Below are 23,895 nucleotides of genomic sequence, written 5' to 3'. Positions count from 1 at the left end.
CGAGAGAATCGCTTCCCTCGCCATTGTGTCAGCGGGTTTTTCAGTTCGTGTCGAGATCGATATTCTTCGTCTCACGCAGACAGATCATCCCCACCACCAGGCTCACCCCGGTGATCAGCACCGGATACCACAGCCCGTAGAAAATATCCCCGGTGTACACCACCAGCGCAAACGACACGGTGGGCAGGAAGCCGCCAAACCAGCCGTTGCCGATGTGATAGGGCAGCGACATCGAGGTGTAGCGGATGCGCGTCGGGAACAGTTCGACCATCAGCGCCGCCAGCGGGCCGTAGCACATGGCGGAAATGATGATCAGCGCGACGATCAGGGCGACGATCATCGGTTTGTTGATCTGCTGCATATCGGCTTGTTGCGGGTAGCCGGCGAGGGTAATCGCGCCGCGCAGTGCTGCCTCGTCGAAACCATCGAGTTTTACGTCGCCGACACTCACTTGCACGGTGCTGCCCGCAGGCGCTGCGACACTCGAGTAAGGCAGGCCTTGCTTGACCAGGAAGGTCTTGACCTTGTCGCACGGGCTGTCGAATTTGGCCTTGCCCACCGGATCGAACTGGAAGGTGCAAGTGGCCGGATCGGCGAGCACGGTGATCGGTGCCTGGCGGCTGGCCAGATCAATCGCCGGGTTGGCGTAGTGGGCCAGGGATTTGAAGATTGGAAAATACAGCGCCGTCGCCAGCAGCAGGCCGAGCATCAGCACCGGTTTGCGCCCGACCTTGTCCGACAGCCAGCCGAAAAAGATGAAAAATGGCGCACCGATCACCACGCTGACAATCAACAGACTGTTGGCCACCGCCGGGTCCATTTTCAGGAACTGGGTGAGGAAGAACAGCACGTAGAACTGCGCGGCGTAGAAGGTCACCGCTTGCCCGGCGTTGATGCTGAACAGGGCGATCAGCACGACTTTGAGGTTTTCCCATTTACCGAAGGATTCGCGGATCGGCGCCTTCGAGGTTTTACCTTCTTCCTTCATTTTCAGATAGGCCGGCGACTCGTGCAGGCTCAGGCGAATCCATGTGGAAATGCCCAGCAGCACGATCGACAGCAGGAACGGAATGCGCCAGCCCCACACCTCAAACTGGTCGCCGGTGAAGTAGCGGCAACCGAGCACTACCAGCAGCGAGAGCAACAGACCGAGGGTCGCGGTGGATTGAATCCAGCTGGTGTGGAAGCCGCGTTTGCCAATGGGGGCGTGTTCGGCCACGTAGGTCGCCGCACCGCCATATTCGCCGCCGAGGGCCAGACCCTGGAGCATGCGCAGCACCACCAGAATAATCGGCGCGGCGATGCCAATGCTGGCATAGGTCGGCAGCAGGCCGACGCAAAACGTCGCCACGCCCATCAGAATGATCGTTGCGAGAAAGGTGTATTTGCGCCCGATCATGTCGCCCAAACGGCCGAACACCAGTGCGCCGAACGGCCGCACGATGAAGCCGGCGGCGAACGCCATCAGCGCGAAGATGAACGCGGTGGTGTCGTTGACTCCGGCGAAAAACTGCTTGCTGATCACCGCCGCGAGGGCGCCGTAGAGGAAAAAGTCATACCACTCGAACACCGTCCCGAGTGATGAGGCGAAGATGACTTTCTGCGTTGCATTGCTGGTCTCTGCGCTGCCCGCAGCGTCCAGCGGCTGAGCGTGATCTGACATATCGGTATCCCTCACAGTGATTGTTTTTGTTGTTCCACTGGTGTTGCGTATCCGGTGAAGCGCGATGCCTTGAATCTGCTGCAAAAAAACCTGTGGGAGGGGGCTTGCTCCCGAAGGGGCCGGGTCAGTCACATCAAGGGTGAATGACACTCCGCTTTCGCGAGCAAGCCCGCTCCCACATTAGAATTGTGTACAGGTTTAGCCAAAATCAGTTGTGCCGCCTTTTCGGCAATCATCAGCGTAGGCGAACAGGTGTTGCCCGAGGTGATTTTCGGCATGATCGACGCATCGGCAACGCGCAGACCCGGTACGCCATGCACGCGCAGTTGCGCATCGACCACCGCGTCGCCGTCATTGCCCATGCGGCAAGTGCCGACCGGATGGAAAATCGTCGTGCCGATTTTCGCCGCCGCTTCATGCAATTGTTCTTCGCTTTGCAGGCTGTCGCCGGGCAGGTATTCGACCGGTTTGAACGCTTGCAGGGCAGGGGCGCTGACGATGCGCCGGGTCAGGCGAATCGCATCGGCCGCCACACGCAGGTCTTGCGGGTGGCTGAGGTAATTGGGCTGGATCAACGGCGCCGCTTGCGGATCGCCCGAGCGGATCTCGATGCGCCCACGGCTCTGCGGGCGCAGGTCGCACACCGAGGCGGTGAACGCCGGGAAGCTGTGCAGCGGCTCGCCAAAACGCTCCAGTGATAACGGCTGCACGTGATATTGCAGGTTCGCCGAGGTCTGTTCCGGGCCGGAACGGGCGAACGCCCCCAGCTGACTCGGCGCCATCGACAGCGGCCCGCTGCGGTCGTACAGATAACGCAGGCCCATGCCCATCTTGCCCCACACGCTGCCGGCGATCTGGTTCAGGGTGCGGGCGTTTTCCAGCTTGTAGATCAGGCGCAGTTGCAGGTGATCCTGCAGGTTGCCGCCGACGCCCGGCAGCTCATGAATCACGCCGATGCCCAAGCGTTCGAGCAGCGGCCGCGGACCGATTCCCGAGCGCTGCAGAATGCTCGGCGAACCGACCGAGCCGGCGCACAAAACAATCTCCTTGCGCGCCTCGAACTGTTTGATCCGACCTTCATGCTGCGCGCTGACTTTTGCTGCGCGGCCGTTCTCCAGCAAGACTCGATCAACCTCTACGCCGGTCAGCACAGTCAGGTTCGCCCGGCTGCGCAGCGGTTTCAAAAAGGCCTTGGCCGCGTTCCAGCGCACCCCGGCTTTCTGGTTGACCTGAAAGTAACCGCAGCCCTCGTTGTCGCCCTGGTTGAAGTCATTGATGCTGGCAATGCCGCTTTGCTCGGCGGCGCTGCGAAAGGCATCCAGAATCGGCCACGACAGGCGCTGTTGCTCGACTCGCCATTCACCCTGATCGCCATGGAATTCCGCGCCGCCGGCAAAGTGGTTTTCGCTCTGTTTGAACAGCGGCAGCACATCCTTCCAGGCCCAGCCCGAATTGCCTGCGGCCGCCCAGCCGTCATAGTCGCCGGCCTGGCCGCGCATGTAGATCATGCCGTTGATCGACGAACAGCCGCCCAGCACCTTGCCGCGCGGATAGCTCAGCGCACGGCCATTGAGGCCCGGTTGTTCTTCGGTTTTGAAGCACCAGTCGGTGCGCGGGTTACCGATGCAGAAAAGGTAACCCACAGGGATGTGGATCCAGGCGTAGTTGTCGCGTCCGCCGGCTTCGAGCAGCAACACCCGTTGCTGTGGATCCGCCGAGAGCCGGTTGGCCAGCAAGCACCCGGCGGGGCCGGCGCCGACCACGATGTAGTCGAATTCATCCAGGGACGTCTGCATGCCCTGACCTCGCTTTTTGTTTTTATTGTCGGACACTCTAGTTGTTAGCTTTCGTTAAAAGAATGTTAGTTTTTGCGCAGCCGCTGTGCGTTTTCAAACAGCGCACAACGACGATAGCCGACAAGGACCCCCCATGTTCGACTGGAACGACCTGCGCTTTTTTCTCGAGCTGCAACGCAGCGGCCGCCTGCTTACCGCCGCGCGCCGGCTCAACACCACCCACGCAACGGTGGCGCGGCATATCGAGTCGATCGAAAAGAGCCTTGGCACGGCGCTGTTCGTCCAGCACGCCCAAGGCTACGAAATGACCCCGGCGGGGGAGGCGCTGCTCAAGCACGCCGAAGCGATGGAAAACGTCGCGTTGCTCGCGCAGGAGGAAATCACCCAGTCCACCGCGCCGCTGGGCAAGATCCGCGTTGGCGTCACCGAAGGCCTCGGGATCAAGTTCCTCGCCAGCCGCATGATCGGTCTGTTCGAGCGTTATCCCGGCCTGGAAGTGGAACTGGTCGCCGTGCCGCGCTTCGTCAGCATCCTCAATCGCGAAGCGGAAATCAGCATCCACCTCGAACGGCCATCCGCCGACATGCTGGTCACGCGCAAACTTACCGACTATCGACTTGCGTTGTACGCCAGCCAAACCTACCTCGACAAAGCACCGCCACTGCACAGCCGCGAAGACCTGGGCCGACATGCGTGGATCGGTTACGTCGACGATCTGCTGTTCAGTCAGGAACTGATGTTCCTCAACAGCTTCTGCCGCAGCCCGCGCGTGGTGTTTCACAGCACCAGCGTCATCGCCCAACAGGAAGCCGCTCGGTCAGGATTGGGCATTGCGGTGTTGCCTTGCTACATGGCCGCGTCCGACCCGGATCTGGTGGCGCTGTTGCCGGATGAAAGCATCGAGCGCAGCTACTGGATCAGCACGCGTCGGGAGCTGCACAAATCCGTGCGGCTGCGGGTGGTCTGGGATTATGTGGTGGGATTGTGTGAGGCGGAGCAGGACCTGTTGCGCGGTTAGCCTGATGCAACCCATCCCCCTGTGGGAGCGAGCCTGCTCGCGAAGGCAATCTTTCAGCAACATCGATGCTGACTGACACACCGCTTTCGCGAGCAGGCTCGCTCCCACACGTTTATTCACTGTGGCTGCTTTCACGGGTTGATAAATATATGGATATCCGTATATTCGATTTCCCGCATATGGCGAGCCGATCACCATGATCACCCCCACCGAAGTCTTTAAAAGCCTCGCTGACGAGACCCGCGCCCGCGCCATTCTGCTCATAGCCGAGCTTGGTGAACTCTGCGTCTGCGAGTTGATGTGCGCGCTCGACGACAGCCAGCCGAAAATCAGCCGTCATCTGGCGCAACTGCGTAGCAATGGTTTGCTGCTCGACCGCCGTCAGGGCCAGTGGGTGTATTACCGTCTCAACCCGGATCTGCCGGCATGGATCGGCGAAATCCTCCAAGTGACCGTCAAGGCCAATGCCGATTGGCTCAAGGACAACGCCGTGCGCCTGCAACACATGGATGGCCGTCCCGTGCGCGAACGCGCCTGCTGCTGAATCTTCCACTTTCTACGGAGCGCATCGATGCGAGTCCTGTTCATGTGCACGGCCAATACCTGCCGCAGCATTCTTTCCGAAGCCATGTTCAATCACCTGGCTCCCACTGGTTTCTCAGCAGTGAGTGCGGGCAGTTTTCCCAAAGGCCAAGTGCTGCCGCGCAGCCTGTCGACTTTGCAAAAGCACGGCATCGCTACCGACGGCTTGCACAGCAAAGGCAACGACGCCTTCGAAAAAAATCCGCCGGATATCGTCATCACTGTCTGCGACAAAGCCGCCGGGGAAACCTGCCCGGTGTATTTCGGTCCGGCACTGAAAGCGCACTGGGGACTGGAAGATCCGTCCGAAGTGCAGGGCGACGAAGCGGCAATCGACGCGGCATTCCACGCCACCCTGATGCGCATCGGCCAGCGCTGCCAGGCCTTCCTCGATCTGCCGTTTGACTCGCTCAGTCGCGAGCAACTGAAGGCCGAACTCGACGGCATCGGCGCGCTTTAAGGGGACACCATGCCAGACCATCTGCCCAACCTCGACCCGAGCCTGCTCGATGAAGTGCGCACGTCAATTACGGGCGAACACAAACCGCGCATCCTCCTGCTCTACGGCTCGACCCGTGAACGCTCGTTCGGCCGCTTGCTGGTCGAGGAGGCCGCACGCCTGCTCGAACACTTCGGCGCCGAAACGCGCATCTTCAACCCGTCCGGTCTGCCACTGCCCGACGACGTCCCGGTCGACCATCCCAAGGTCCAGGAATTGCGCGATCTGGTGTTGTGGTCGGAAGGCCAGGTCTGGTGCTCGCCGGAACGCCACGGCGCCATGTCCGCCGTGTTCAAGGCGCAGATCGACTGGATCCCCCTCGAACTCGGCGCGGTGCGCCCGACTCAGGGCAAGACCCTGGCCGTGATGCAAGTCTGCGGCGGTTCGCAGTCGTTCAACGTGGTCAACCAACTACGCGTCCTCGGCCGCTGGATGCGCATGTTCACCATCCCTAACCAATCCTCGGTGCCGAAGGCCTATATGGAATTCGACGAAGAAGGGCGGATGAAACCTTCGCCCTTTTACGACCGTGTGGTGGACGTGATGGAAGAACTGGTGAAGTTCACCGTGCTGCTGCGTGGGCAGCAGGCGTATTTAGTGGATCGTTATTCCGAGCGCAAGGAGAGTGCTCAACAGTTGATGGCACGGGTGAATCAGCGGTCGATCTGACCCGCCGTCCACGGCCAGGCTCATTCCCTTTCGAGAGTGAGCCTGCTCGCGATAACGCTCCTTGGCTGGCACACCGCCACGGCTTGCACCGTCCCCTCCCGGCTGTCACCCTTCGGTCCGTTCTTCAAGGATCAGAAGGAATCAAGGATTGAGTGGCTACGTTCCAAACCCGCCGAAAAACTATCGTTACGAAGAAGCCAAACCCGTCGACATACACGCCCGGCATTGGGCCGAGTATGAGAAGCATGGGAAAGAGCCCGCGCGCGAACCTGAGAAAATCGGGATTGCGTTGAGGATCGGGGTGTTCTTTGATGGCACGGGCAACAATGCGAACAACTCTGCGGCGGGGTTGTTGTGTGGCGCTCAGCATCCGATTGCGCCTGAGGATATTCCCGCCAGTTGCCAGCCTTATATGGGTGATCCGGATAGTAGTTATGGAAACGATGTCAGCAATGTGAAGAAGCTGAGCGAACTGTATGGAGCAACACGACTCGCTGAGGGAGAAGGGCCACGAAAGAGAGCTTTCGGTATGGTCTACGTCGAAGGCATAGGTACCCGTTCAGGTGAAGAAGACAGCAAATTCGGCGCCGGTACAGGACGTGGTGAAACCGGCGTTGCAGGACGAGTCCAATCCTGTTTCGCGGTGATCGAACAGCGTATCACTGAAGTATTGGACAAAAATCCCGGTAGTGAAATTGCTTCGTTGACTTTCGACACGTTTGGCTTCAGTCGCGGTGCCGCAGCCGCCAGACATTTCGCCAACGAGATAGTGCGTGGCAAACAAGGGCCCTTAGGCGACATTCTCCGCAGTATGTCCGATGCTCTCAGTTCGACCTTTGTTGATCAGTATCACAGCGACATCAACGTGGGCTTCATTGGGCTGTTCGACACGGTACCGTCGATTGCTGGATGGTCCAATCTGGGCAACATAAAAAGCGCAGTCGCAACGGGGGTCAAACTCTATCTCGACCGACGTTATTTCACCGACGTTGTGCAGTTGGCTGCGCGGGATGAATGCAGGGCTAACTTTGCTCTCAATCGAGTAGCGATGGATCATCCGGAAATCGTCTTGCCGGGTGTGCATTCGGATGTGGGTGGAGGTTACCTTGAGGACGCTGAAGAGTGTGTTCTCGTTAGCCCAATGCAGACGCTAGAGGTCGGTACGTATACTGATGTCGCTACCACATCGATCTACCAGGATGCGATCAATGTGAGAAATCAGTGGCTAGCCAAAGGTTGGCCGCTCGAAAATCTCGAGATCGTTACGCCACCGCCATTACTGCTACCGGTCAGCCCTCAGGATCGACTGAGTCCTCGAGTCAAGCGAGTCTATGCGGCCGTCCAACTCAAGCGTCCGGTGAGTGGATTACTGTCGAGAGTGAGCCTGCGCGTGATGCATCAACTCGCCAGAGCCAAAGGCGTTCGCTTAGAAGACATTCCCGAGACTCCAGACTATTCCGTTCCAGCGGAACTCCAATCCATATGCGACCGTTTTGTCTCTGGCGACTACAGCACCACGCCAGAGGAGGAGCAAATGCTCAAACTCAAGTACATTCACACATCCGCCAACTGGAACCATCCGCTTGGCAGGAGAGATGGGAGTGGCATCAGAGCTGTTTACATCAACGCCCCCACGGAAGATGCAATCCGAGTAAAGCACCCACACGTACCCGACTGGACGCTTTGGTAATGAAGTTATTTGCAGCACTGCTGTGTACGCTTTTTGTGGCTGGTTGTAATGCCGACCCGCTGTCAGAAAAGAGCGACCCAAAATCTTCATGGTGGGAACTCGGTTTTACCGAGCCCAACTATATGAAAGTCTGGGTTGAAGACACCGCGGTGGAAGATATCAAGGGTAGGACATTTCTGCGCACCGGGGGGGATCCGCATCGGGCGGGCAACCTGAAGACGGCACCGAGGCGGCCCGTGGTTGGGACGGAGTGGGCGCGTCCGCAAAAGCAGTAGTTGGGGCTGACCTGCCAAAACGAATTTTCGTTCGCTGGCAATCCATCGTAGAGCCTCAAACCTATCGAGCCTGGGTTGATATACCCGAAGAAGCCAGACAACTGATGCAGGTTTCGGTCGCCCAGCGCTGCGCGAAAACACCGGAGCAGCGAGGCACCTATATTTCTTCGGTCTATCTGGGCTTGGCCCCTGGTGGTGTTGTACAAGTCTGGGTCAGAGACTCATGCCACCATCCTGTAAAAGTCGCCAGAGCCCAGGCGGAGATCGAGCCTTTAGGGCCGAGTCAGGGTAAGAACCAAGGACGCTACGCCTATCCCGTCAGCGAAAAGTCCAAGCGCTATATCGAGAAATTCGGCATTCCTTACGGAAGTTGGTAAGCGCTGAAGCCGTGATTCGTCCACTGTGCCGCCGCGCTCAATATCGATGCACGGCTGCCAGTGCACTGATCCGCTACCGGTCCGTTCGGTGAATAAACAACTCACTCCTCAAATCAAAACCTCAAACGCCGCACTACCCAACACCTCCCCATTAACCATCACCTGCACCCCATGTCGCCCGGCGAAATGCTTGCGCGTCGTAAAATCCTTGATGACTTGATTCCGTCGCACAACCTCAGTCCCGAACCCCGCTAATCCCAGAGTCTTCAACTTGAAAACCTTTCTCGAAACCCCGCCATTCGCCTTTACATACTCAATCGCATAATCAATCACCAGCCTTTGCTCGTGCGCCACCCTGGACTTCACCGTAAACGACAACTTAATCGTCTCGCCCAATCTGACCACTGCCGGCTCAACCTTTACATCCAACAACTCAACCTCAGCCTTCGCGCCTGCGCCAATCACTGTCAGCGCCCGTAAATCCCCCTGTTTGATCAAACTGCGCAACGCATGCTTGGCAATCCAGGCCGTATGCTTGTTCTCCAGCGACCAACTTTCAATCGTGTCCAACACCCACTCCGGATGCACCTTCGTCACGTCATTCAAATGGTTCGCCACGGACTTGCGCACGTACAAACTCTCGTCCGCTTTCAACCGATCCAATATCCCGGCAGCCAACTGCGGATTCGCCTGCACCGCTTCCAGGCGAAACGACCAGGGCAGGCGAGGGCGGCTGCCTTCACTGGCGAGGCGGCGGACGTGGTGGTTGTCGTCTCGGGTCCAGTCATGCATTCGTTCCAGCGAGCGTTCCAGGTCGCTGCGCAGGAAATGGCGGATGGCGAATTCGGAGGAGCCGAAGGTGGTGAAGTACTTCAGCGCGTCCATTGAGGTGTCGAATGCGTGGGCGCCGTAGCTTGCCACGTAGTGCGGCAGGCACATGCTGACGAAGCCGCTGTTCAAACGTGGCGCGAGTTCGCGCAAGACATCGAGGGAATCTTGGTAATTAAGCGGCAGCACGGCGTGCAGACTTTCGCTGACACGCGCCATGCGTTGCATTACTGATAATTCAGCGAGTCCGTCCTGCGCATGTTTGAGAAACGCTTTGGCCTTGAACGCCGGGTACACGGCGCCCATTTCGCTGGCGATGTGCTGCAAACGCTCGGCGTTGAAGATTTCCTTTAACGCCGGGGCGGCGGTGTCGGTGGTACTCATGGTCAGGTCATCGGGGTGCTGACGAACGCTTCGAGGGTTTCAGCGTAGGCGGTGTATTGGGCGATGTGGGGGTAGCGGCGGGTGTCGATCTGGTCCGGGATTACGAGGCCGGTGAAGCTCCAGGCGACAGCGAGGCTGATGCCGGCCTGGGTGAGGGTGCCGTCGGTGGGCAAGCCGGTTTTTTCCAGTTCGTGTTCGAGGGCGGTGAACGCGGCGGCGAGTTGGCCTTCTACGCGTTCGATCCACGGCTGGTATTGAATGTCGGCGGGGCGCAGGTTGCGTTCGTAATACAGCTGCACGGCTTTTTCGCAGGCGGTGAGGCTGAGGCCGATCAGGCGCAGGGCTTGGGCGCGGTGTTTGAGATCGCTTGGCAGCAGGCTTTTGCCGGAGCTGGCTTCGAGGTAGTCGAGGATAAGGGTCGAGTCCATCAGGACCACGCCGTCGTCGAGGATCAGCGTGGGGGCTTTGACCACCGGGTTGATCTGCTGAAATTGCTCGAAGTGGCGGAACACCGAGACCGACTCGTGTTCGAGGTCTATCCCTAAGCGTTTGGCGGAGATCGCCACGCGGCGTACGTAAGGGGAGTCGAGCATGCCGATCAGTTTCATGACGCGTTCCTTCAAGTCAAACCGGTGGGAAGGCATAACCTAGCCGACGCTGAGGCAATTGTCAGTCGTCGAAGCCGGGTTGTTCGTGAATCTCATCGACATTCAGTTCCAGCCGATAGGCCACCGCCACAAACAGCGCCTGACATAAACACAGCGTTGCGCTTAGCGAACGAAACGCCAGCGCACTGCCTTCATTGACCAGCAACACGCTGCTGGCAAGCTTCGCCAGCGGTGACAGAGGGCTGTCGGTGATGATCAGCGCGTTGCCGTTTTGCTGCCGGGCGAAGCGCAGGCAGTGCTGGGTTTCCTTGGCATAAGGCACGAAGCTGATGGCGATCACCAGGTCGTTGGCGCGCACGCTGCGCATTTGTTCGCGATAGCTGCCGCCGATGCCGGAAACGAGATGGATGCGTTTCTGCGTATGTTGCAAGTTGTAAACCAGGTAATCGGCGACGGCGAACGAGCGACGTACGCCTACAACATAGATGTCGTCGGCATTGACGATGAGGTCGACGGCCTTATCAAATGCAGCCTCGTCGAGTTCGCGGCCCAAACGTTCGATGCCCGCCAGCGTTGCGTCGATGCACTCGCGAGCCAGCTCGCCGCTATCGACGGTCTGCGATTTGCTGGCGATCAGGCTGCGGATGCGTTGCTGATAGTTTTGCGCTGGCGTGGCTTTGTGCGCCCAGGCCTGGCGAAACAGCGCCTGCATTTCGCTGAAGCCGCTGAACCCGAAGCGCTGCGAAAAACGCACGATGGCCGACGGATGCACTTCGCATTCACGAGCGATATCGCTGATGCGATCGACCATGATTCGTTCGCTCTGCTGGCTGATGTAATTGGCGATACGTTTGAGCTGGCGCGGCAGGGCGTCATATTCGTCGCTAATCGTTTGCAGCAGGCGCTCGGCAGTGATCGGTGGGCTGGCGAGCGGAAGTTCGTCGGCGGCCGGCAGATCGGGGCGGGGCATAGGGCATCCTTCAGGCGGGTTGATCACGCGGTGAGCCTGATAATAGAAGGGCTGCGCGGGCTCTGCCGGGCTGAAACGATGCACCTTGCGAGAATAAATTTCGCTGTCGATGGCGGGATGGTTAGCCGTTTGTCTTCTATATACAGCCGCTCGACTGAATTTCTTGCTATAAACGCACTCCGATGGCCGTGTGAAGCCAGTGTCAGAGCAGTTTCCAGGTCCTGTCGGACAAATTCCCTGTATTTACAGTTGCTGAGGTCTTGATCGGGCCTTAGACTGCCGCCCCTCGTAAATTGAGTGCCGGGTGGCGTTTGCAATAAAACGATGCCTTTTCGACGGCCCGACACGGTTCGCCGAAACGCTCCCTTATTCGCCTTAATGCACGTTTTTTTATAGAGATATCAATGACAAAGGACAAGTTGCTGGCCATGCCGGCAGATGACTACATGAATGCAGAGCAACATGCTTTCTTCACTGAGCTGTTGCAGAACATGAAAGTCGAAACCCACGAGCGCATTGAGCAAAATCGTATCGCCATCGAAAGCCTGGACACTCCGGCTGACCCGGCGGACGCGGCTTCGGTTGAAGAAGAGCGCACTTGGCTGGTCAACGCGATCGATCGCGACCAGCGCATGCTGCCGCAACTGGAACAAGCCCTTGAGCGCATCAAGGACGACAGCTTTGGCTGGTGCGACGACAGCGGCGAGGCCATCGGCCTGAAGCGCCTGCTGATCAGCCCGACCACCAAGTACTGCATCGAAGCTCAAGAGCGTCACGAGCAGATCGACAAGCACCAGCGTCAGGCCTGATTCTGTGGGGTGACCCTGTCAACAGGGGCGCCTCGAAAAGATCGCAGCCTTCGGCAGCCCCTATACGGGGGTTGCTGAAGGCTGCGATCTTTGTTTTTGCTCGTCTGCATTTTACCCGAGCGGTTCCATTGACCTGCCACAGACCCCACGACTAACGGACCATGGATAATGGCGTTGTAGTGGCGTTTAATGCAGTCACAACAATGAGAACAAACATGGGGTGATCAAGATGACGAGAGACGGATCTCTGGTTGCGGCGCTGCCTGCACCAGTGCTTTTGCCGAAAAACCGCTGGATCGCGCCGACCCTGCAAAGTATCGCCCTGATGCTGTTGCTGATCGGCATGGCCATGGCCGAGTGGTCGCTGTACATCGCCATGCCGCTGGCGATATTGATTGTCTGGCTGCCGCGCCTGCGTTCGCGCAGCGCTCCTGCTGCTGTCCCGGTCGATAGTGTGAGCGCATTGTCCGCACTGACCCGGGATCTTTCCTATACCACCAGTCACAACGCACTCTCCGCGGCCGGCGTAGCGTTCTCGGTAAAAGCGCTCGCGAGCAAAGTAGAATCGCAACTCGATGCGGCGGCGCAGATCGTCAGCAACGCTGAGGTGATGATCGCCACTGAACAAGCCACTTCCCAGCTTAGCCGCGAGGCGCTAGACGCGGCCAGCGAAGCGCATCACAGCAGCGCGGCGGGACGTAGCGAACTGCTCGACTCGATTGCGCGCATGCAGCAGCTCAGTCAGCGCGCCAATGGCAGTCGCGAGTTGATCGAAGCCTTGAGTGTGCGCAGTGACGACATTCAGCGCGTGACCCTGGTTATTCAGTCGATTGCCAGTCAGACCAATTTGCTGGCCTTGAACGCTGCGATTGAAGCAGCCCGGGCCGGTGAGCATGGTCGCGGTTTCGCTGTGGTCGCCGATGAGGTGCGCGGATTGGCAGCGCGTACGGCGGCGGCAACGGGCGAGGTCGGTGAAATGGTTGCTGACATCCAGCTGCGTACCGCGCAGGTGGTGGCGCAGATCCGCGAGTTGTCGAGCGATTTGCGGACTGGCGTCGAACAGGTCGAGCACACCGGGCAGCATCTGGAGAACATTGCGCGACTCGCGGCGGGAGTGGAAAACCAAGTCAGTGAAATCGCCCGTGGTGCGCAAACCAATCGAGAGCAGCTCGACGCGTTGTTCAGTGCTATTGAGCAAATGCGTAGCGATCTGGCGATCAGCGATCAGCAGACCCGTCGTCTCGCCGACGCAGCGGTGCAGATGGAAGGGCAGGCGGAAACTATCAGCGAGCGCCTGGCCGAAGTGGGTCTGGATGACTACCACCAGCGTATTTATGATCTGGCGCGCGAAGGTGCGAGTCAGATCGCGGAGCGCTTCGAGGCGGACGTCGAGCAGGGGCGGATCAGCCTGGATGACCTGTTCGATCGCAGCTACCAACCGATACCGGGCACCGAACCCACCAAATTTCAGACCCGGTTTGACCGATACACCGATCAGGTCTTGCCGGCGATTCAAGAACCTCTATTGGCGCGCCATGAGGGGTTAGTGTTTGCGATTGCCTGCACGCAACAGGGTTATGTACCGACGCATAATCAGGCATTCAGCCAGCCGTTGACCGGTGATGTGCAGGTCGACACGGTAAATAACCGCACCAAACGCAAATTCGCTGACCGCACCGGTATCCGCTGCGGCAGCCATCAGCAACCGGTGCTGTTGCAGACCTACACGCGCGATACGGGTGAGCTGATGCATGATTTATCGGTGCCGATCATGATCAACTGCCGACACTGGGGCGGGTTGCGTCTGGGCTATAAACCTGAGAATCCGCGCTGAGATTATTACCGTTGACGCAATGAATCTGTGCACGGCAGTTGCTGTTTCCTCTCGAACGAAAGCATTAACCTGACGACTTAGTTAGGTAGCTAATTATTTCGGAGGGCACATGCAGTGCAGGGTAGACGTGGCAGTGATGATCGGCAGCGGCGTTCCGGCGGGATTACGCGCGATGGGGCGCAGTGTGTGCTGGGTGGTTTTGCTCAACGGGGAGCGACGCGGCACAGCCTTTGCCAGTCGCGATGAAGCGGAGGAGTGCAAGGCTGCCTGGCTCGAACAACTGAACATCGAGCCCGGTGACAGCCTGCACTGAACGCCCTTACTTGCCGCGATGCAAACGTACGTTCAGCTCATCGACAATCGGCGCTTCTTCACCGTCAGCACGCAGCCACTCTTTAAGTAACTCCGCCTGCTGGGGCGACCAGAAATCGGCATCGATCAGTTTGGTCTCAGAGTCCAGCGGATGGGTTTCGACAAAGTCATTGATCGACGCTTCATCGGACGGCAGGCCCAACTGGTCGAAAAGGGTGGTCAGGTTAAGCTCGGTTGGCAGTTCCATCATCTACTCCTGGGTCGGTGCCGGTGCGGCTTGTTCGTTCACTCCCCTTATCAGAGGCAGGCGCTGGCGTGGAGTTCGATTTTTGATTCAAGCGATCGAGCGAGAGCGCACGCTTCATTGTGATTGCCGCGGAAACCTCTGACACGCCCCGTGGATATCTCCTTGATGTGAAAGAAGGCAATGCCCGCTGGCACTACCTGAAAGTGCGGGATCTGATGATTGTTAGAAGATGTCGGAAGATTGCTAACGCTGGCAACCTGCACCGTCGCAGGTGTGCTGATGTGTGCCTCGGCCGACGTGGCGAAATGAGTCAAATTGCACATATGAAGTCCTTTTCATCAGTCGGCCGGGATTTAACGGCCGTTGCGGGTAGTCGTAATGAGCATCGCTATTTTAGAATCGCCAGTACCTGCTGACGACCGGGCTTATCTAAAGCAATTTTTCGCCAGCGATATGTCGGAAAAGTGCTTTTTTTCGTGAGAAATTTCCCTAAAGTTCGTAGTTAGATTTTCTCTAGTCGCACCTGAGGCTTTTTCCTTCAAGGTTTGGTGATTTCAGAGCGGGTTTCATTAATGACAATCCAGTAGTCTACGAACCTCGCGATTCAAGAGCGCTTCGCTCGCTTCGGGTTTTTGAGTGTTTTTGCAGTTTTCATCGGCCTGGCCGTTTCTTTGCCGTGGGCGTTTTGCGCTGCGCGGTTTTCAAATGTGGGGATGTTTCTTTGGCAGTCAGTAACCTCGATATGCATGCTTTGTTCGTGCTGGGTGATTTGCGTGCAAAGCTGGTCAAGCAATTCCAATCACGTTTTGTTTACATCACCGAGCAAAACGCCGAAGGCATTTACATTGCCGAAATCGATACCGAAAGTGCGCTGGTAGTCGATGACAAACCTGGGCTCAAACTCAAGGTTGGCGACCACTTCATTGCATCGGTTCTGCCCAGCCGTGAAGGCGGCAAGATGGACATCCGTTTTCGCGATATCAAGCTGGCGGTCTACGGCTTGGGCGACTACGCCTTCGTCAGTACGGCCGACGGTCACGCGATCCTGTTCAAGGAAGGTCATAGCGTCGTCACTGTATTTGCCGCTCATGAGCAGTTGCAGGAAGGCCTGACCAAAACTTTGAAAGCCGTCACCGCGAAAGCCGCGAAATGGCGCAAGGGTGAATTGGTGACCTTCAAGGCCAGCGAGTGAATCGCGCAGATTTCCATGCGCAAAACCTCGATAGCGCACGCGAAGAAGCGCAGCGATTGTTCGCCAGAAAGCACGAACTGCAAGGTGCCTGGCTGAGTTGGGTCGCGTCGCAGATCTACGCATTGCAACCGGCGACTTACGCCAGCATGGTCAGACGTGAGCTGCAAAGCCTGCAGGAAAAGTCTGAATCGTTACCTCGTGCGCAGCAGACCCCGGAAAAAGCAGGAACCTCGGCTAAAGTCAGTTGACTGAGTTATTCAGAGGCTTGCGCTCCCGTCAGGCCAGACTTGCCATAGCTGTGAACAGCACGAGGTGCAATGCATGAACGGATTTCGACGGTTACTGGCCGCCAGCGTGGCCACCTTTGGTTTGCTGACGTCAGCGCAATCGCTGCAGGCGGCACAGGCGCCGATCCACTTTGCCGACCTTAACTGGGAAAGCGGCAGCCTGATCACCGAGGTGCTGCGGGTGATCGTCGAGAAAGGCTATGGCCTGCCGACCGACACGCTGCCGGGCACTACCATCACCCTGGAAACCGCACTGGCCAACAACGACATCCAGGTGATCGGCGAGGAGTGGGCCGGTCGCAGTCCGGTCTGGGTCAAGGCCGAGGCAGAAGGCAAGGTCGTTGGTCTTGGGGATACCGTCAAAGGCGCCACTGAAGGCTGGTGGGTGCCGGAATACGTGATCAAGGGCGACCCGGCCAAAGGTATCAAGCCGCTGGCGCCGGATCTGCGCAGTGTCACTGACCTGAAGAAATACAAGGACGTGTTCAAGGACCCGGAAAGCCCGGGCAAAGGGCGTTTCCTCAACAGCCCGATCGGCTGGACGTCGGAAGTGGTCAATAAGCAAAAGCTCACGGCGTATGGCTTGAAGGACGACTACACCAACTTCCGTAGCGGTTCGGGTGCCGCGTTGGATGCCGAAATCAGCTCTTCGATTCGTCGCGGTAAACCGGTGTTGTTCTATTACTGGTCGCCGACGCCACTGCTTGGCAAATTCAAACTGGTTCAGTTGGAGGAGCCGCCCTTCGATGCCGAGGCATGGAAGACGCTGACCGACGCCGATAATCCTGATCCGAAACCGACCCGCTCGCTGGCATCGAAGCTGTCGATCGGTGTGTCTACGCCGTTTCAAAAGCAGAACCCGCAAATTGCCGAGTTTTTCAGCAAGGTCGATTTTCCGCTCGAGCCCTTGAACAAGGCACTGGCGGATATGAGTGACAAGCACACCGCGCCTCGTGAAGCGGCAGTAGCGTTCATGAAAGCGCATCCGGATGTCTGGCAGGCGTGGCTGCCCAAAGATGTGGCTGACAAAGTGACGGCTGATCTGAAATAGCGCGCTCAAGGCACCGTACCGCCGACCGGTCGTGCATGGGCAAAAAATCCGACTACGATGGTTTGTTCAAATCCCTTTGAAGGATTTCAACCATGACCTTTGTGTTGGCTCAATGGCTGGTGACGGTTTTCGCAGCAATCGGCCTGATGCACGTGTATTGGGCGTTGGGCGGGCAATGGGCGGCTGCGGTGGTGGTGCCGCAGGTGCCGGTGTCGGGCTTCGTCGCCACGGTCCGCCCGGCCTTCAACCCCTCAGGCTGGCTGACGCTGGCAGTGGCGGCTGCGCTGCTGGTGATTGCAGCGCTGGTTTGCATGCGGGTCGGTTGGGGCGTGCCGGCGGTGCAGCACAAGGCACTGCAATGGGTGATCAGCGCGATCGCGTTGCTGATGTTCGCCCGAGCAATCGGCGATTCGAATCTGGTCGGATTTTTCAAGGAAGTGAAGGATTCGCGATTCGCGCGGCTCGATACCTGGGTGTATTCGCCGTTGTGTGCGCTGCTGGGGGCGGGGTTGCTGGCGGTGGCTTGGGTTTGAGCTGATCCGGAATCTGCGACGACCCGACCGGCCTCTTCGCGAGCAGGCTCGCTCCCACAAGGGAGAGCGCATTCCTACTGTAGCGATGGCGCCATCACAGGCGCCACAAAATCATCAGTTACCACTTTCAGTCTGACGACTGCTCACCTCAGCCGGCACATCATCCCCAGCCATCCGCTTGCGGAACAGCGCCGCCCGCGCAAGCAACAGGGTCGTCACAGGGACCGTGATTGCCAACAGAACCGGAATCAGCCAGGCATGCACCACTGGCGCGGATTTCAGCGCTGAAAAGCAGATGATCGATGCCAGCGCCACGCACCAGGCACCGATTGTCGAGGCGAGGGCTGGTGGATGCATGCGTTGGAAGTAATCCTTCATGCGCAGCAATCCGGTTGCGCCCAGCAACGTGAAAATGCCACTGAGCACCAGCAGGGCCGCCACTGGGATCTCGACCCACATAGACAATTCGGCATTCATTCGATCACCTCGCCACGCAGCAGGAATTTCGCCAGGGCAAACGAGCCGACGAAACCGAACAGCGCGATCAGCAGCGCCGCTTCGAAGTAGGTATCACTGGCGTAACGAATACCCAGAGTCAGCATCATCAACATGGCGACGATGTACAGGTAATCCAGCGCGAGTACCCGATCCTGAGCAGAAGGGCCTTTGAACAGGCGCACCAGCGTCAGCGCCATTGCCATGCAGTACAGAAACAGCGTCAACAGAATTGCATTCGACAGCAATGGGCTCATTCGAAAATCTCCATCAACGGTCGCTCGTAAGTGCTTTTGAAGTGCTCGATGAACTGCGCTTCGTCATCCAGATCCCAGACATGCAGTAGCAGAACGCTGCGGTCCAGCGACAGCTCCGACCATACGGTGCCGGGTACTACGGTGCAGATCATCGCCAATGCCGCCAAGCCATGAGCATCGCGCAAATCGAGTGGCACCTTGATAAAGCATGAGTTGGGTGGACGACGCCCGGCGTTGAGTACGCCCCAGGCGACGATCAGGTTGGACATGATCACGTCACGGCCGACCAGGAGAAACAGGCGCAGGACGGCGATGGGGTTGCGGATGCGCGCACGTTTTGGCCGCAATTTGCGCATCATCAGCGGCGCGGCGAAACCCAGTGCGGCGCCGAGCAGCAGATTGCCCGGGCTGACCGACAGGTTCAGGGTCAGCCACAGAACCCACAGGGCCAGCGACAACCATGGAGCCGGAAACAGTCGGTTCATGGCTGCACCTCAAGCATGTCGGCTCTGGCCTGAGGGCTCGGCACCGCGCGAGTGCCAAGCACGGCCAGCACATATTGCTGCGGATTGTTCAGCGCATCGGCGGTGGCCTGGGTGTAGCGCAGCAGCGGTTCAGCCTTGAACGTCAAGACAATGCTCAGTCCCAGCAGGAGGAAAATCGGCGCGCACTCAAGCTTGCGCAGCAACGGCGAGGGGCGCTCTTCCGGCGTCCAGAAGCGCTGGATACCGAGGCGCGAGAAAGCCATGAGGGAGGCCAGACCGGTCAGGATCAACAGCGCCAGCAATCCCCATGTGCCGGGAGGCAGCGGCGCCGCAGTGCCAAGTCCCAACGGGTTGAGCAACGCGCCGATCAGGCTGAGCTTGCCGATGAACCCGGACAGCGGTGGCATGCCGATGATCAACAGCGCGCAGGCAATAAAGCTCAAACCGAGAAACGCCATGGTCCAGGGGATGACCTGGCCGACAACGGCTTTCTGTTCGTCGTCGAGGTTGATGCCCTTGGGTGGCTGCAGCGATTCCTGCGGACGCGGCAGCAGTTCGCTTTCGTCCTCCAGCGGGATTTCGTTGGCCGAGCGCGAGCGCTCGATCAGTTCGGCCAGCATGAACAATGCACTCAGCGCCAGGGTCGAGCTGACCAGATAGAACAGTGCAGCACCGATCAGGTTTGGCTGGGCGAAGCCGATCGCCGAGAGCAGGATGCCCGCCGATACCAGAATGCTCAGACTGGCCATGCGCTCCAGGCGTTGCGCGGCGAGAATCGCCAGCCCTGCGCAGGCCATGGTTGCCATGCCGCCGTAGATCAGCCAGTCGCCGCCGAAAAATGCCGAAGCTCCGGCTTGGCCGGAAAAGAGCAGGGTCCACAGGCGCAGCAAGGTGTAGACGCCGACCTTGGTCATGATCGCGAACATCGCTGCCACTGGCGCGCTGGCCGAGGAATAAGCCGGCACCAGCCAGAAGTTCAGCGGCCACATGCCAGCCTTGGCCAGAAACGCTACCGCAAGAATCCCCGCGCCAGCGTGCAGCAAGCCACGATCGGCTTCCGGCACCAGTGGAATCTTCATCGCCAGATCGGCCATGTTCAGCGTACCGGTTACCCCGTAGATCAACGCAGCGCCAATGAGAAACAACGACGAGGCCAGCAGGTTGATCGAGATGTAATGCAAGCCCGACGACACCCGCGCGCGGCCGGATCCATGCAGCAGGAGGCCGTATGAGGCGGCGAGCAACACTTCGAAGAACACGAACAGGTTGAACAGATCGGCGGTCAGGAAGGCGCCATACAGGCCCATCAGTTGAATCTGGAACAGTGCGTGGAAACTCGACCCGGCGCCGTCCCAGCGGGCCATGGCAAACAGCAAGGCGCTGACGCCAATGACGCCAGTCAGGACCAGCATCAGCGCCGACAGGCGATCGACTACCAGGACAATGCCAAACGGTGCCTGCCAGTTGCCCGGCAGATAAACGCCAATCGAGCCGGGCACGCCAGTGCTCTGGGTCCATTGCAGCAGCATCACCGAAATGAACAGGCCGAGCACGCTGGAGAACAGGTTGATCTTCGCCTTCAGCGGCCGGTGCTTCTCGCCCAGCATCAACATGATCGCGGCGGTCAGCAGCGGCAGCAGAATAGGTGCGGCGATCAGGTGAGTCATCGCCATCATTCTTTAGGCTCCCGGCCGTCGACGTGGTCGGTGCCGGTCAAGCCGCGGGAGGCGAGCAATACGACGAGAAACAGCGCGGTCATGGCGAAGCTGATGACGATTGCCGTCAGCACCAGCGCCTGAGGCAGCGGGTCGGTGTAGTGCAGCAGATCCTGGGTCACGCCGTCCTTGATCACCGGCTCCTTGCCGATGAACAGGCTGCCCATGCTGAAAATGAACAAATTGACCGCATAGGACAACAGGCACAGGCCCATGACCACCTGAAAGGTACGCGGGCGCAGGATCAGCCAGACCCCGGACGCGGCGAGAATGCCGATGGCGATTGCGATGACTTCTTCCATCAGACGGCTCCTTTGCTGGCGACGGATTTGGGCAGCGATGCAGTCTTGTGCCCACGGACCGATTGGTGGGCGAGGGCGGTGAGGATCAGCAGCGTCGACCCGACCACCACGGCGTACACGCCGATGTCGAAGAACAGCGCACTGGCGATATGGATATCACCGAGCAACGGCACGCTGATGTGCCAGGTATGGGTAGTAAGGAACGGGTAGCCGACCAGCATCGCACCGAGACCGGTGGCGGTCGCGAACAGCAGGCCGGTGCCCATCCAGCGCAGTGGCCGCAGGCTCATTTGCGCCTCGACCCACTGTGTACCGGCAACCATGTATTGCAGAATGAACGCGACCGACATCACCAGCCCGGCGACAAAACCGCCGCCCGGCTGATTGTGCCCGCGCATGAACAGGTAAAACGACACCACCAGCGCGACAGGCAGCAGCAGACGGACCAGCACCGCCGGCACCATCATGAAGCCGAGTGCCGTGTCGCTGGCCGAACGCGGGTTGACCAGATCGGTAACCACGTCCGGTGCCAGCAGGCGCTGCTGGGCCGGCAACTGCAGGCTTTCCTTGGGCGGGCGGAAGCGGCGTAGCAACGCGAACACGGTGAGGGCGACGGCGACCAGTACGGTGATTTCGCCAAGGGTGTCGAAGCCACGGAAATCCACCAGCATCACGTTGACCACGTTGCTGCCACCGCCCTCAGGCAGGGCGCGGCTGAGGTAGAACGACGAAATGTGGTTAGGCGTCTGCCGGGTGAGCATGGCGTAGGACAGCAGCGCCATACCCGCACCGACAGCGATAGACAGCAGCAAGTCGCGCAAACGACGAATACGCGCCTTGCGCAGGCTGCTCGGCAGCGGCGAGACTTCCTCGATGCGGCGCGGCAACCAGCGCAGGCCGAGCAGGATCAACACCGTGGTCACCACTTCTACCGCCAATTGCGTCAGTGCCAGATCCGGCGCGGAGAACCAGACGAAGGTCACGCAGGTCATCAGGCCACAGACGCTGACCATGGTCAGAGCAGCGAGACGGTGATATTTGGCCTGCCACGCGGCGCCGAGCGCACAGGCAATCGCCAGCAACCACAGGGTCACGAAGACAATCGAACCGGGGATTTTCGGGCGGTCACCCCAGGTCAGCGTGCTGTGCAGCATCGGGATCAGACCGGCGAGCACGGCGGCCGATACCATCAGGAACAGCTGCATCTGCAAACGCTTGGTACCCAGGCGCCGCTCGACGCGCCGGGCGATGCGCATCATCACGACCAGACTGCGCTCGAACAGCCGCTTGCCGTTGAAGCGGCCCACCAGCGGCGGGTACTTGAAGCGGCCGAGCTTGAACTGCTTGCGCAGTAGCAGATACAGGACGATGCCACCGGACATGGCGATCAGGCTCATGATCATCGGCGCGTTCAGGCCGTGCCAGATAGCCAGGCTGTATTCCGGCAATTCGCCACCGACAACCGGTAGCGCCGCAGCGGCGAGCAATGGCCCGACGATCTGCGCCGGGAAAATCCCCACCAGAAGGCAGGTAAACACCAGTAACTCCACCGGAGCGCGCATCCAGCGTGGCGGCTCGTGCGGCGTGTGCGGCAGGTCAGTAGCGGTGGGGCCGAAGAACACGTCGACGGTGAAACGCAGGGAATAGGCGACGCTGAACATGCCGGCGATGGTCGCGACGATCGGCAGACTGGTTTCGACCCACGCGGTGGCGTTGATGAACACGGTTTCGGCGAAGAACATTTCTTTCGACAGGAAACCATTGAGCAGCGGCACGCCGGCCATCGAGGCACTGGCGACCATGGCCAGCGTCGCGGTGTAAGGAATCAGTTTGATCAGGCCGCTGAGCTTGCGAATGTCACGGGTGCCGCTTTCGTGGTCAATGATGCCGGCGGCCATGAACAGCGAGGCTTTGAATGTCGCGTGATTGAGGATGTGAAAAACCGCCGCCACCGCCGCCAGTGAACTGTTCAGGCCCAGGAGCAAAGTGATCAGGCCCAGATGGCTGATGGTTGAGTAGGCCAGCAAACCTTTGAGATCGTTCTGGAACATCGCGCAATACGCGCCGAGCAACAACGTACAGGCGCCGGCACCGCTGACGATGTAGAACCACTCCTCGCTGCCGGACAGCGATGGCCAAAGACGTGCAAGGAGAAAAACCCCGGCCTTGACCATGGTTGCCGAGTGCAGATATGCCGAGACTGGCGTCGGTGCCGCCATCGCGTGGGGCAGCCAGAAGTGAAACGGGAATTGCGCGCTTTTGCTCAGCGCGCCGATCAGGATGAGTGGCAGAAGAACAGGGTAGAGGGCATGTGCGCGAATCAGATCGCCGGCGGCCAGGACCTTGTCGAGGTCGTAGCTGCCGACGACATGGCCGAGAATCATGACCCCCGCCAGCAGACATAACCCGCCGGCACCGGTGACCATCAGCGCCATATAAGCACCGCGCCGCGCATCGGCGCGGTGATGCCAGTAGCCGATCAGCAGGAACGAGAAGAGGCTGGTCAGCTCCCAGAAAAACACGATCTGAATCAGATTGCCGGAGATCACCAGGCCAAGCATCGCGCCCATGAACGCCAGAAAAAACGCGAAGAAGCGCGGCACCGGATCGTCCGGCGACATGTAATAACGGGCATATAAAGAGACAAGTGTGCCGATGCCCAGCACCAGCATCGAGAACAGCCAGGCGAAGCCGTCCATGCGCAGAATGAAGTTCAGCCCGAGACTGGGCAACCACATGAATTCTTCGCGGATCACGCCACCGTGGGCGATTTGCGGGTACAGCATCGCGACCTGAACGGTGCCGATCAAAGCGACCAGGCCCGCCAGCAACGATTCGGCATTACGCGCATTGTGCGGCAGCACCGCTGCCAGACAGCTGCCAATGAATGGCAGAAGCAGTAGAACTATCAGGGACATAGGCTTCTAATCTGCGGAAGTTTGTGAAGCATCATACGTGCCAGCTCCCCGATCACCAAACCCGAGGATGTCTCAGAATCCTACAAAGTAGTCTGGAAT

General features: G+C 59.1%; 24 protein-coding genes and 2 pseudogenes. 13 read left to right on the top strand and 13 right to left on the bottom strand.

The annotated features are described in order from the left end of the window. Positions 1-40 precede the first annotated feature (40 nt). Together AB4N53_RS08740 and AB4N53_RS08735 are read right to left on the bottom strand one after the other, a co-directional pair. Positions 41-1,663, bottom strand: a complete 1,623-nt coding sequence (locus tag AB4N53_RS08740) for an MFS transporter (RefSeq protein WP_460119834.1) — start codon at positions 1,661-1,663, stop codon at positions 41-43. 128 nt (positions 1,664-1,791) lie between these two features. Next, positions 1,792-3,459: a GMC family oxidoreductase gene (locus tag AB4N53_RS08735; RefSeq protein WP_460119832.1), complete on the bottom strand. Its 1,668-nt coding sequence runs from the start codon at positions 3,457-3,459 to the stop codon at positions 1,792-1,794. Between the two features lie 133 nt (positions 3,460-3,592). Between AB4N53_RS08735 and AB4N53_RS08730 the strand changes: the two genes are divergently transcribed. From AB4N53_RS08730 to AB4N53_RS08705, 6 genes and pseudogenes are all read left to right on the top strand, one after another. Continuing rightward, on the top strand, positions 3,593-4,477 hold the full coding sequence (locus AB4N53_RS08730; RefSeq protein ID WP_460119830.1) for a LysR family transcriptional regulator: 885 nt from the start codon (positions 3,593-3,595) through the stop codon (positions 4,475-4,477). 196 nt (positions 4,478-4,673) lie between these two features. Next, a complete protein-coding gene (locus AB4N53_RS08725; RefSeq protein WP_460119828.1) occupies positions 4,674-5,021 on the top strand; it encodes a metalloregulator ArsR/SmtB family transcription factor in 348 nt (115 codons plus the stop codon). A 27-nt stretch (positions 5,022-5,048) separates the two neighbouring features. After that, entirely contained in the window at positions 5,049-5,519 is a 471-nt protein-coding gene (locus AB4N53_RS08720; protein ID WP_460119826.1) for an arsenate reductase ArsC, read from the top strand. 9 nt (positions 5,520-5,528) lie between these two features. After that, on the top strand, positions 5,529-6,227 hold the full coding sequence (gene arsH / locus AB4N53_RS08715) for an arsenical resistance protein ArsH (RefSeq protein ID WP_460119824.1): 699 nt from the start codon (positions 5,529-5,531) through the stop codon (positions 6,225-6,227). 148 nt (positions 6,228-6,375) lie between these two features. Then, positions 6,376-7,917, top strand: a complete 1,542-nt coding sequence (locus AB4N53_RS08710; RefSeq protein ID WP_460119822.1) for a phospholipase effector Tle1 domain-containing protein — start codon at positions 6,376-6,378, stop codon at positions 7,915-7,917. Beyond that, positions 7,917-8,569: pseudogene (locus AB4N53_RS08705) on the top strand (DUF2931 family protein). The gene AB4N53_RS08710 and the pseudogene AB4N53_RS08705 overlap by 1 nt, the downstream one beginning before the upstream one ends. Positions 8,570-8,677: 108 nt before the next feature. Here the strand turns inward: AB4N53_RS08705 and AB4N53_RS08700 are convergent. The 3 genes from AB4N53_RS08700 to AB4N53_RS08690 form a co-directional block, all read right to left on the bottom strand. Further along, positions 8,678-9,781, bottom strand: a complete 1,104-nt coding sequence (locus tag AB4N53_RS08700) for a DNA alkylation repair protein (RefSeq protein WP_460119820.1) — start codon at positions 9,779-9,781, stop codon at positions 8,678-8,680. 2 nt (positions 9,782-9,783) lie between these two features. After that, entirely contained in the window at positions 9,784-10,389 is a 606-nt protein-coding gene (locus tag AB4N53_RS08695) for a glutathione S-transferase (protein WP_460119818.1), read from the bottom strand. Positions 10,390-10,450: 61 nt separating this feature from the next. Continuing rightward, positions 10,451-11,359: a MurR/RpiR family transcriptional regulator gene (locus AB4N53_RS08690; RefSeq protein WP_460119816.1), complete on the bottom strand. Its 909-nt coding sequence runs from the start codon at positions 11,357-11,359 to the stop codon at positions 10,451-10,453. A 404-nt stretch (positions 11,360-11,763) separates the two neighbouring features. On the opposite strand from AB4N53_RS08690, the gene AB4N53_RS08685 reads away from it, so the two are divergent. From AB4N53_RS08685 to AB4N53_RS08675, 3 genes are all read left to right on the top strand, one after another. Next, positions 11,764-12,168, top strand: a complete 405-nt coding sequence (locus AB4N53_RS08685) for a TraR/DksA family transcriptional regulator (RefSeq protein ID WP_016775095.1) — start codon at positions 11,764-11,766, stop codon at positions 12,166-12,168. Positions 12,169-12,397: 229 nt separating this feature from the next. Beyond that, on the top strand, positions 12,398-14,002 hold the full coding sequence (locus AB4N53_RS08680; RefSeq protein WP_460119814.1) for a methyl-accepting chemotaxis protein: 1,605 nt from the start codon (positions 12,398-12,400) through the stop codon (positions 14,000-14,002). A 109-nt stretch (positions 14,003-14,111) separates the two neighbouring features. After that, positions 14,112-14,315, top strand: coding sequence for a hypothetical protein (locus tag AB4N53_RS08675; RefSeq protein WP_016775093.1), 204 nt, complete (start codon positions 14,112-14,114; stop codon positions 14,313-14,315). A 6-nt stretch (positions 14,316-14,321) separates the two neighbouring features. Here AB4N53_RS08675 and AB4N53_RS08670 read toward each other — a convergent pair whose 3' ends face one another. Both AB4N53_RS08670 and AB4N53_RS08665 read right to left on the bottom strand, forming a co-directional pair. Next, entirely contained in the window at positions 14,322-14,561 is a 240-nt protein-coding gene (locus AB4N53_RS08670) for a DUF2789 family protein (RefSeq protein ID WP_460119812.1), read from the bottom strand. 50 nt (positions 14,562-14,611) lie between these two features. After that, complete coding sequence (locus AB4N53_RS08665) at positions 14,612-14,884, bottom strand: hypothetical protein (RefSeq protein WP_460119810.1); 273 nt, start codon at positions 14,882-14,884, stop codon at positions 14,612-14,614. 419 nt (positions 14,885-15,303) lie between these two features. On the opposite strand from AB4N53_RS08665, the gene AB4N53_RS08660 reads away from it, so the two are divergent. The 4 genes and pseudogenes from AB4N53_RS08660 to AB4N53_RS08645 all read left to right on the top strand — a co-directional run bounded on the left by AB4N53_RS08660 (position 15,304) and on the right by AB4N53_RS08645 (position 17,624). Then, on the top strand, positions 15,304-15,753 hold the full coding sequence (locus tag AB4N53_RS08660; protein ID WP_460125394.1) for a hypothetical protein: 450 nt from the start codon (positions 15,304-15,306) through the stop codon (positions 15,751-15,753). Continuing rightward, a pseudogene (locus AB4N53_RS08655) lies at positions 15,750-15,944 on the top strand (hypothetical protein); the annotation flags it as partial. The gene AB4N53_RS08660 and the pseudogene AB4N53_RS08655, both read left to right, overlap by 4 nt. Before the next feature lie 130 nt (positions 15,945-16,074). Then, the gene (locus tag AB4N53_RS08650) at positions 16,075-17,091 is read left to right on the top strand and encodes an ABC transporter substrate-binding protein (RefSeq protein ID WP_460119808.1); all 1,017 of its coding nucleotides are present in this window, start codon (positions 16,075-16,077) and stop codon (positions 17,089-17,091) included. 92 nt (positions 17,092-17,183) lie between these two features. Next, positions 17,184-17,624 (top strand): DUF3995 domain-containing protein, encoded by a 441-nt coding sequence (locus tag AB4N53_RS08645; protein WP_460119806.1) that lies wholly within the window; start codon positions 17,184-17,186, stop codon positions 17,622-17,624. A 114-nt stretch (positions 17,625-17,738) separates the two neighbouring features. Here AB4N53_RS08645 and AB4N53_RS08640 read toward each other — a convergent pair whose 3' ends face one another. Genes AB4N53_RS08640 through AB4N53_RS08615 form a run of 6 tightly spaced genes read right to left on the bottom strand, consistent with a single transcriptional unit; the run spans position 17,739 to position 23,796 of the window. Next, on the bottom strand, positions 17,739-18,101 hold the full coding sequence (locus AB4N53_RS08640; protein ID WP_460119805.1) for a Na+/H+ antiporter subunit G: 363 nt from the start codon (positions 18,099-18,101) through the stop codon (positions 17,739-17,741). Then, complete coding sequence (locus AB4N53_RS08635; RefSeq protein WP_042606712.1) at positions 18,098-18,376, bottom strand: K+/H+ antiporter subunit F; 279 nt, start codon at positions 18,374-18,376, stop codon at positions 18,098-18,100. The genes AB4N53_RS08640 and AB4N53_RS08635 overlap by 4 nt, the downstream gene beginning before the upstream one ends. Next, positions 18,373-18,861 carry a Na+/H+ antiporter subunit E gene (locus tag AB4N53_RS08630; protein WP_460119802.1) on the bottom strand — a complete coding sequence of 163 codons (489 nt, stop codon included), beginning with the start codon at positions 18,859-18,861 and terminating at the stop codon, positions 18,373-18,375. The genes AB4N53_RS08635 and AB4N53_RS08630 overlap by 4 nt, the downstream gene beginning before the upstream one ends. Beyond that, positions 18,858-20,537, bottom strand: coding sequence for a monovalent cation/H+ antiporter subunit D (locus tag AB4N53_RS08625; RefSeq protein ID WP_460119800.1), 1,680 nt, complete (start codon positions 20,535-20,537; stop codon positions 18,858-18,860). Before AB4N53_RS08625 ends, AB4N53_RS08630 begins: the two co-directional genes overlap by 4 nt. Beyond that, complete coding sequence (locus tag AB4N53_RS08620; protein ID WP_016775082.1) at positions 20,534-20,878, bottom strand: Na+/H+ antiporter subunit C; 345 nt, start codon at positions 20,876-20,878, stop codon at positions 20,534-20,536. The genes AB4N53_RS08625 and AB4N53_RS08620 overlap by 4 nt, the downstream gene beginning before the upstream one ends. Then, on the bottom strand, positions 20,878-23,796 hold the full coding sequence (locus AB4N53_RS08615; protein ID WP_460119798.1) for a monovalent cation/H+ antiporter subunit A: 2,919 nt from the start codon (positions 23,794-23,796) through the stop codon (positions 20,878-20,880). Before AB4N53_RS08615 ends, AB4N53_RS08620 begins: the two co-directional genes overlap by 1 nt. Positions 23,797-23,895: the final 99 nt, after the last annotated feature.

This window comes from Pseudomonas sp. H3_E04 (genome assembly GCF_054668915.1).
This window is presented reverse-complemented; position numbering and strand designations above follow the sequence as displayed.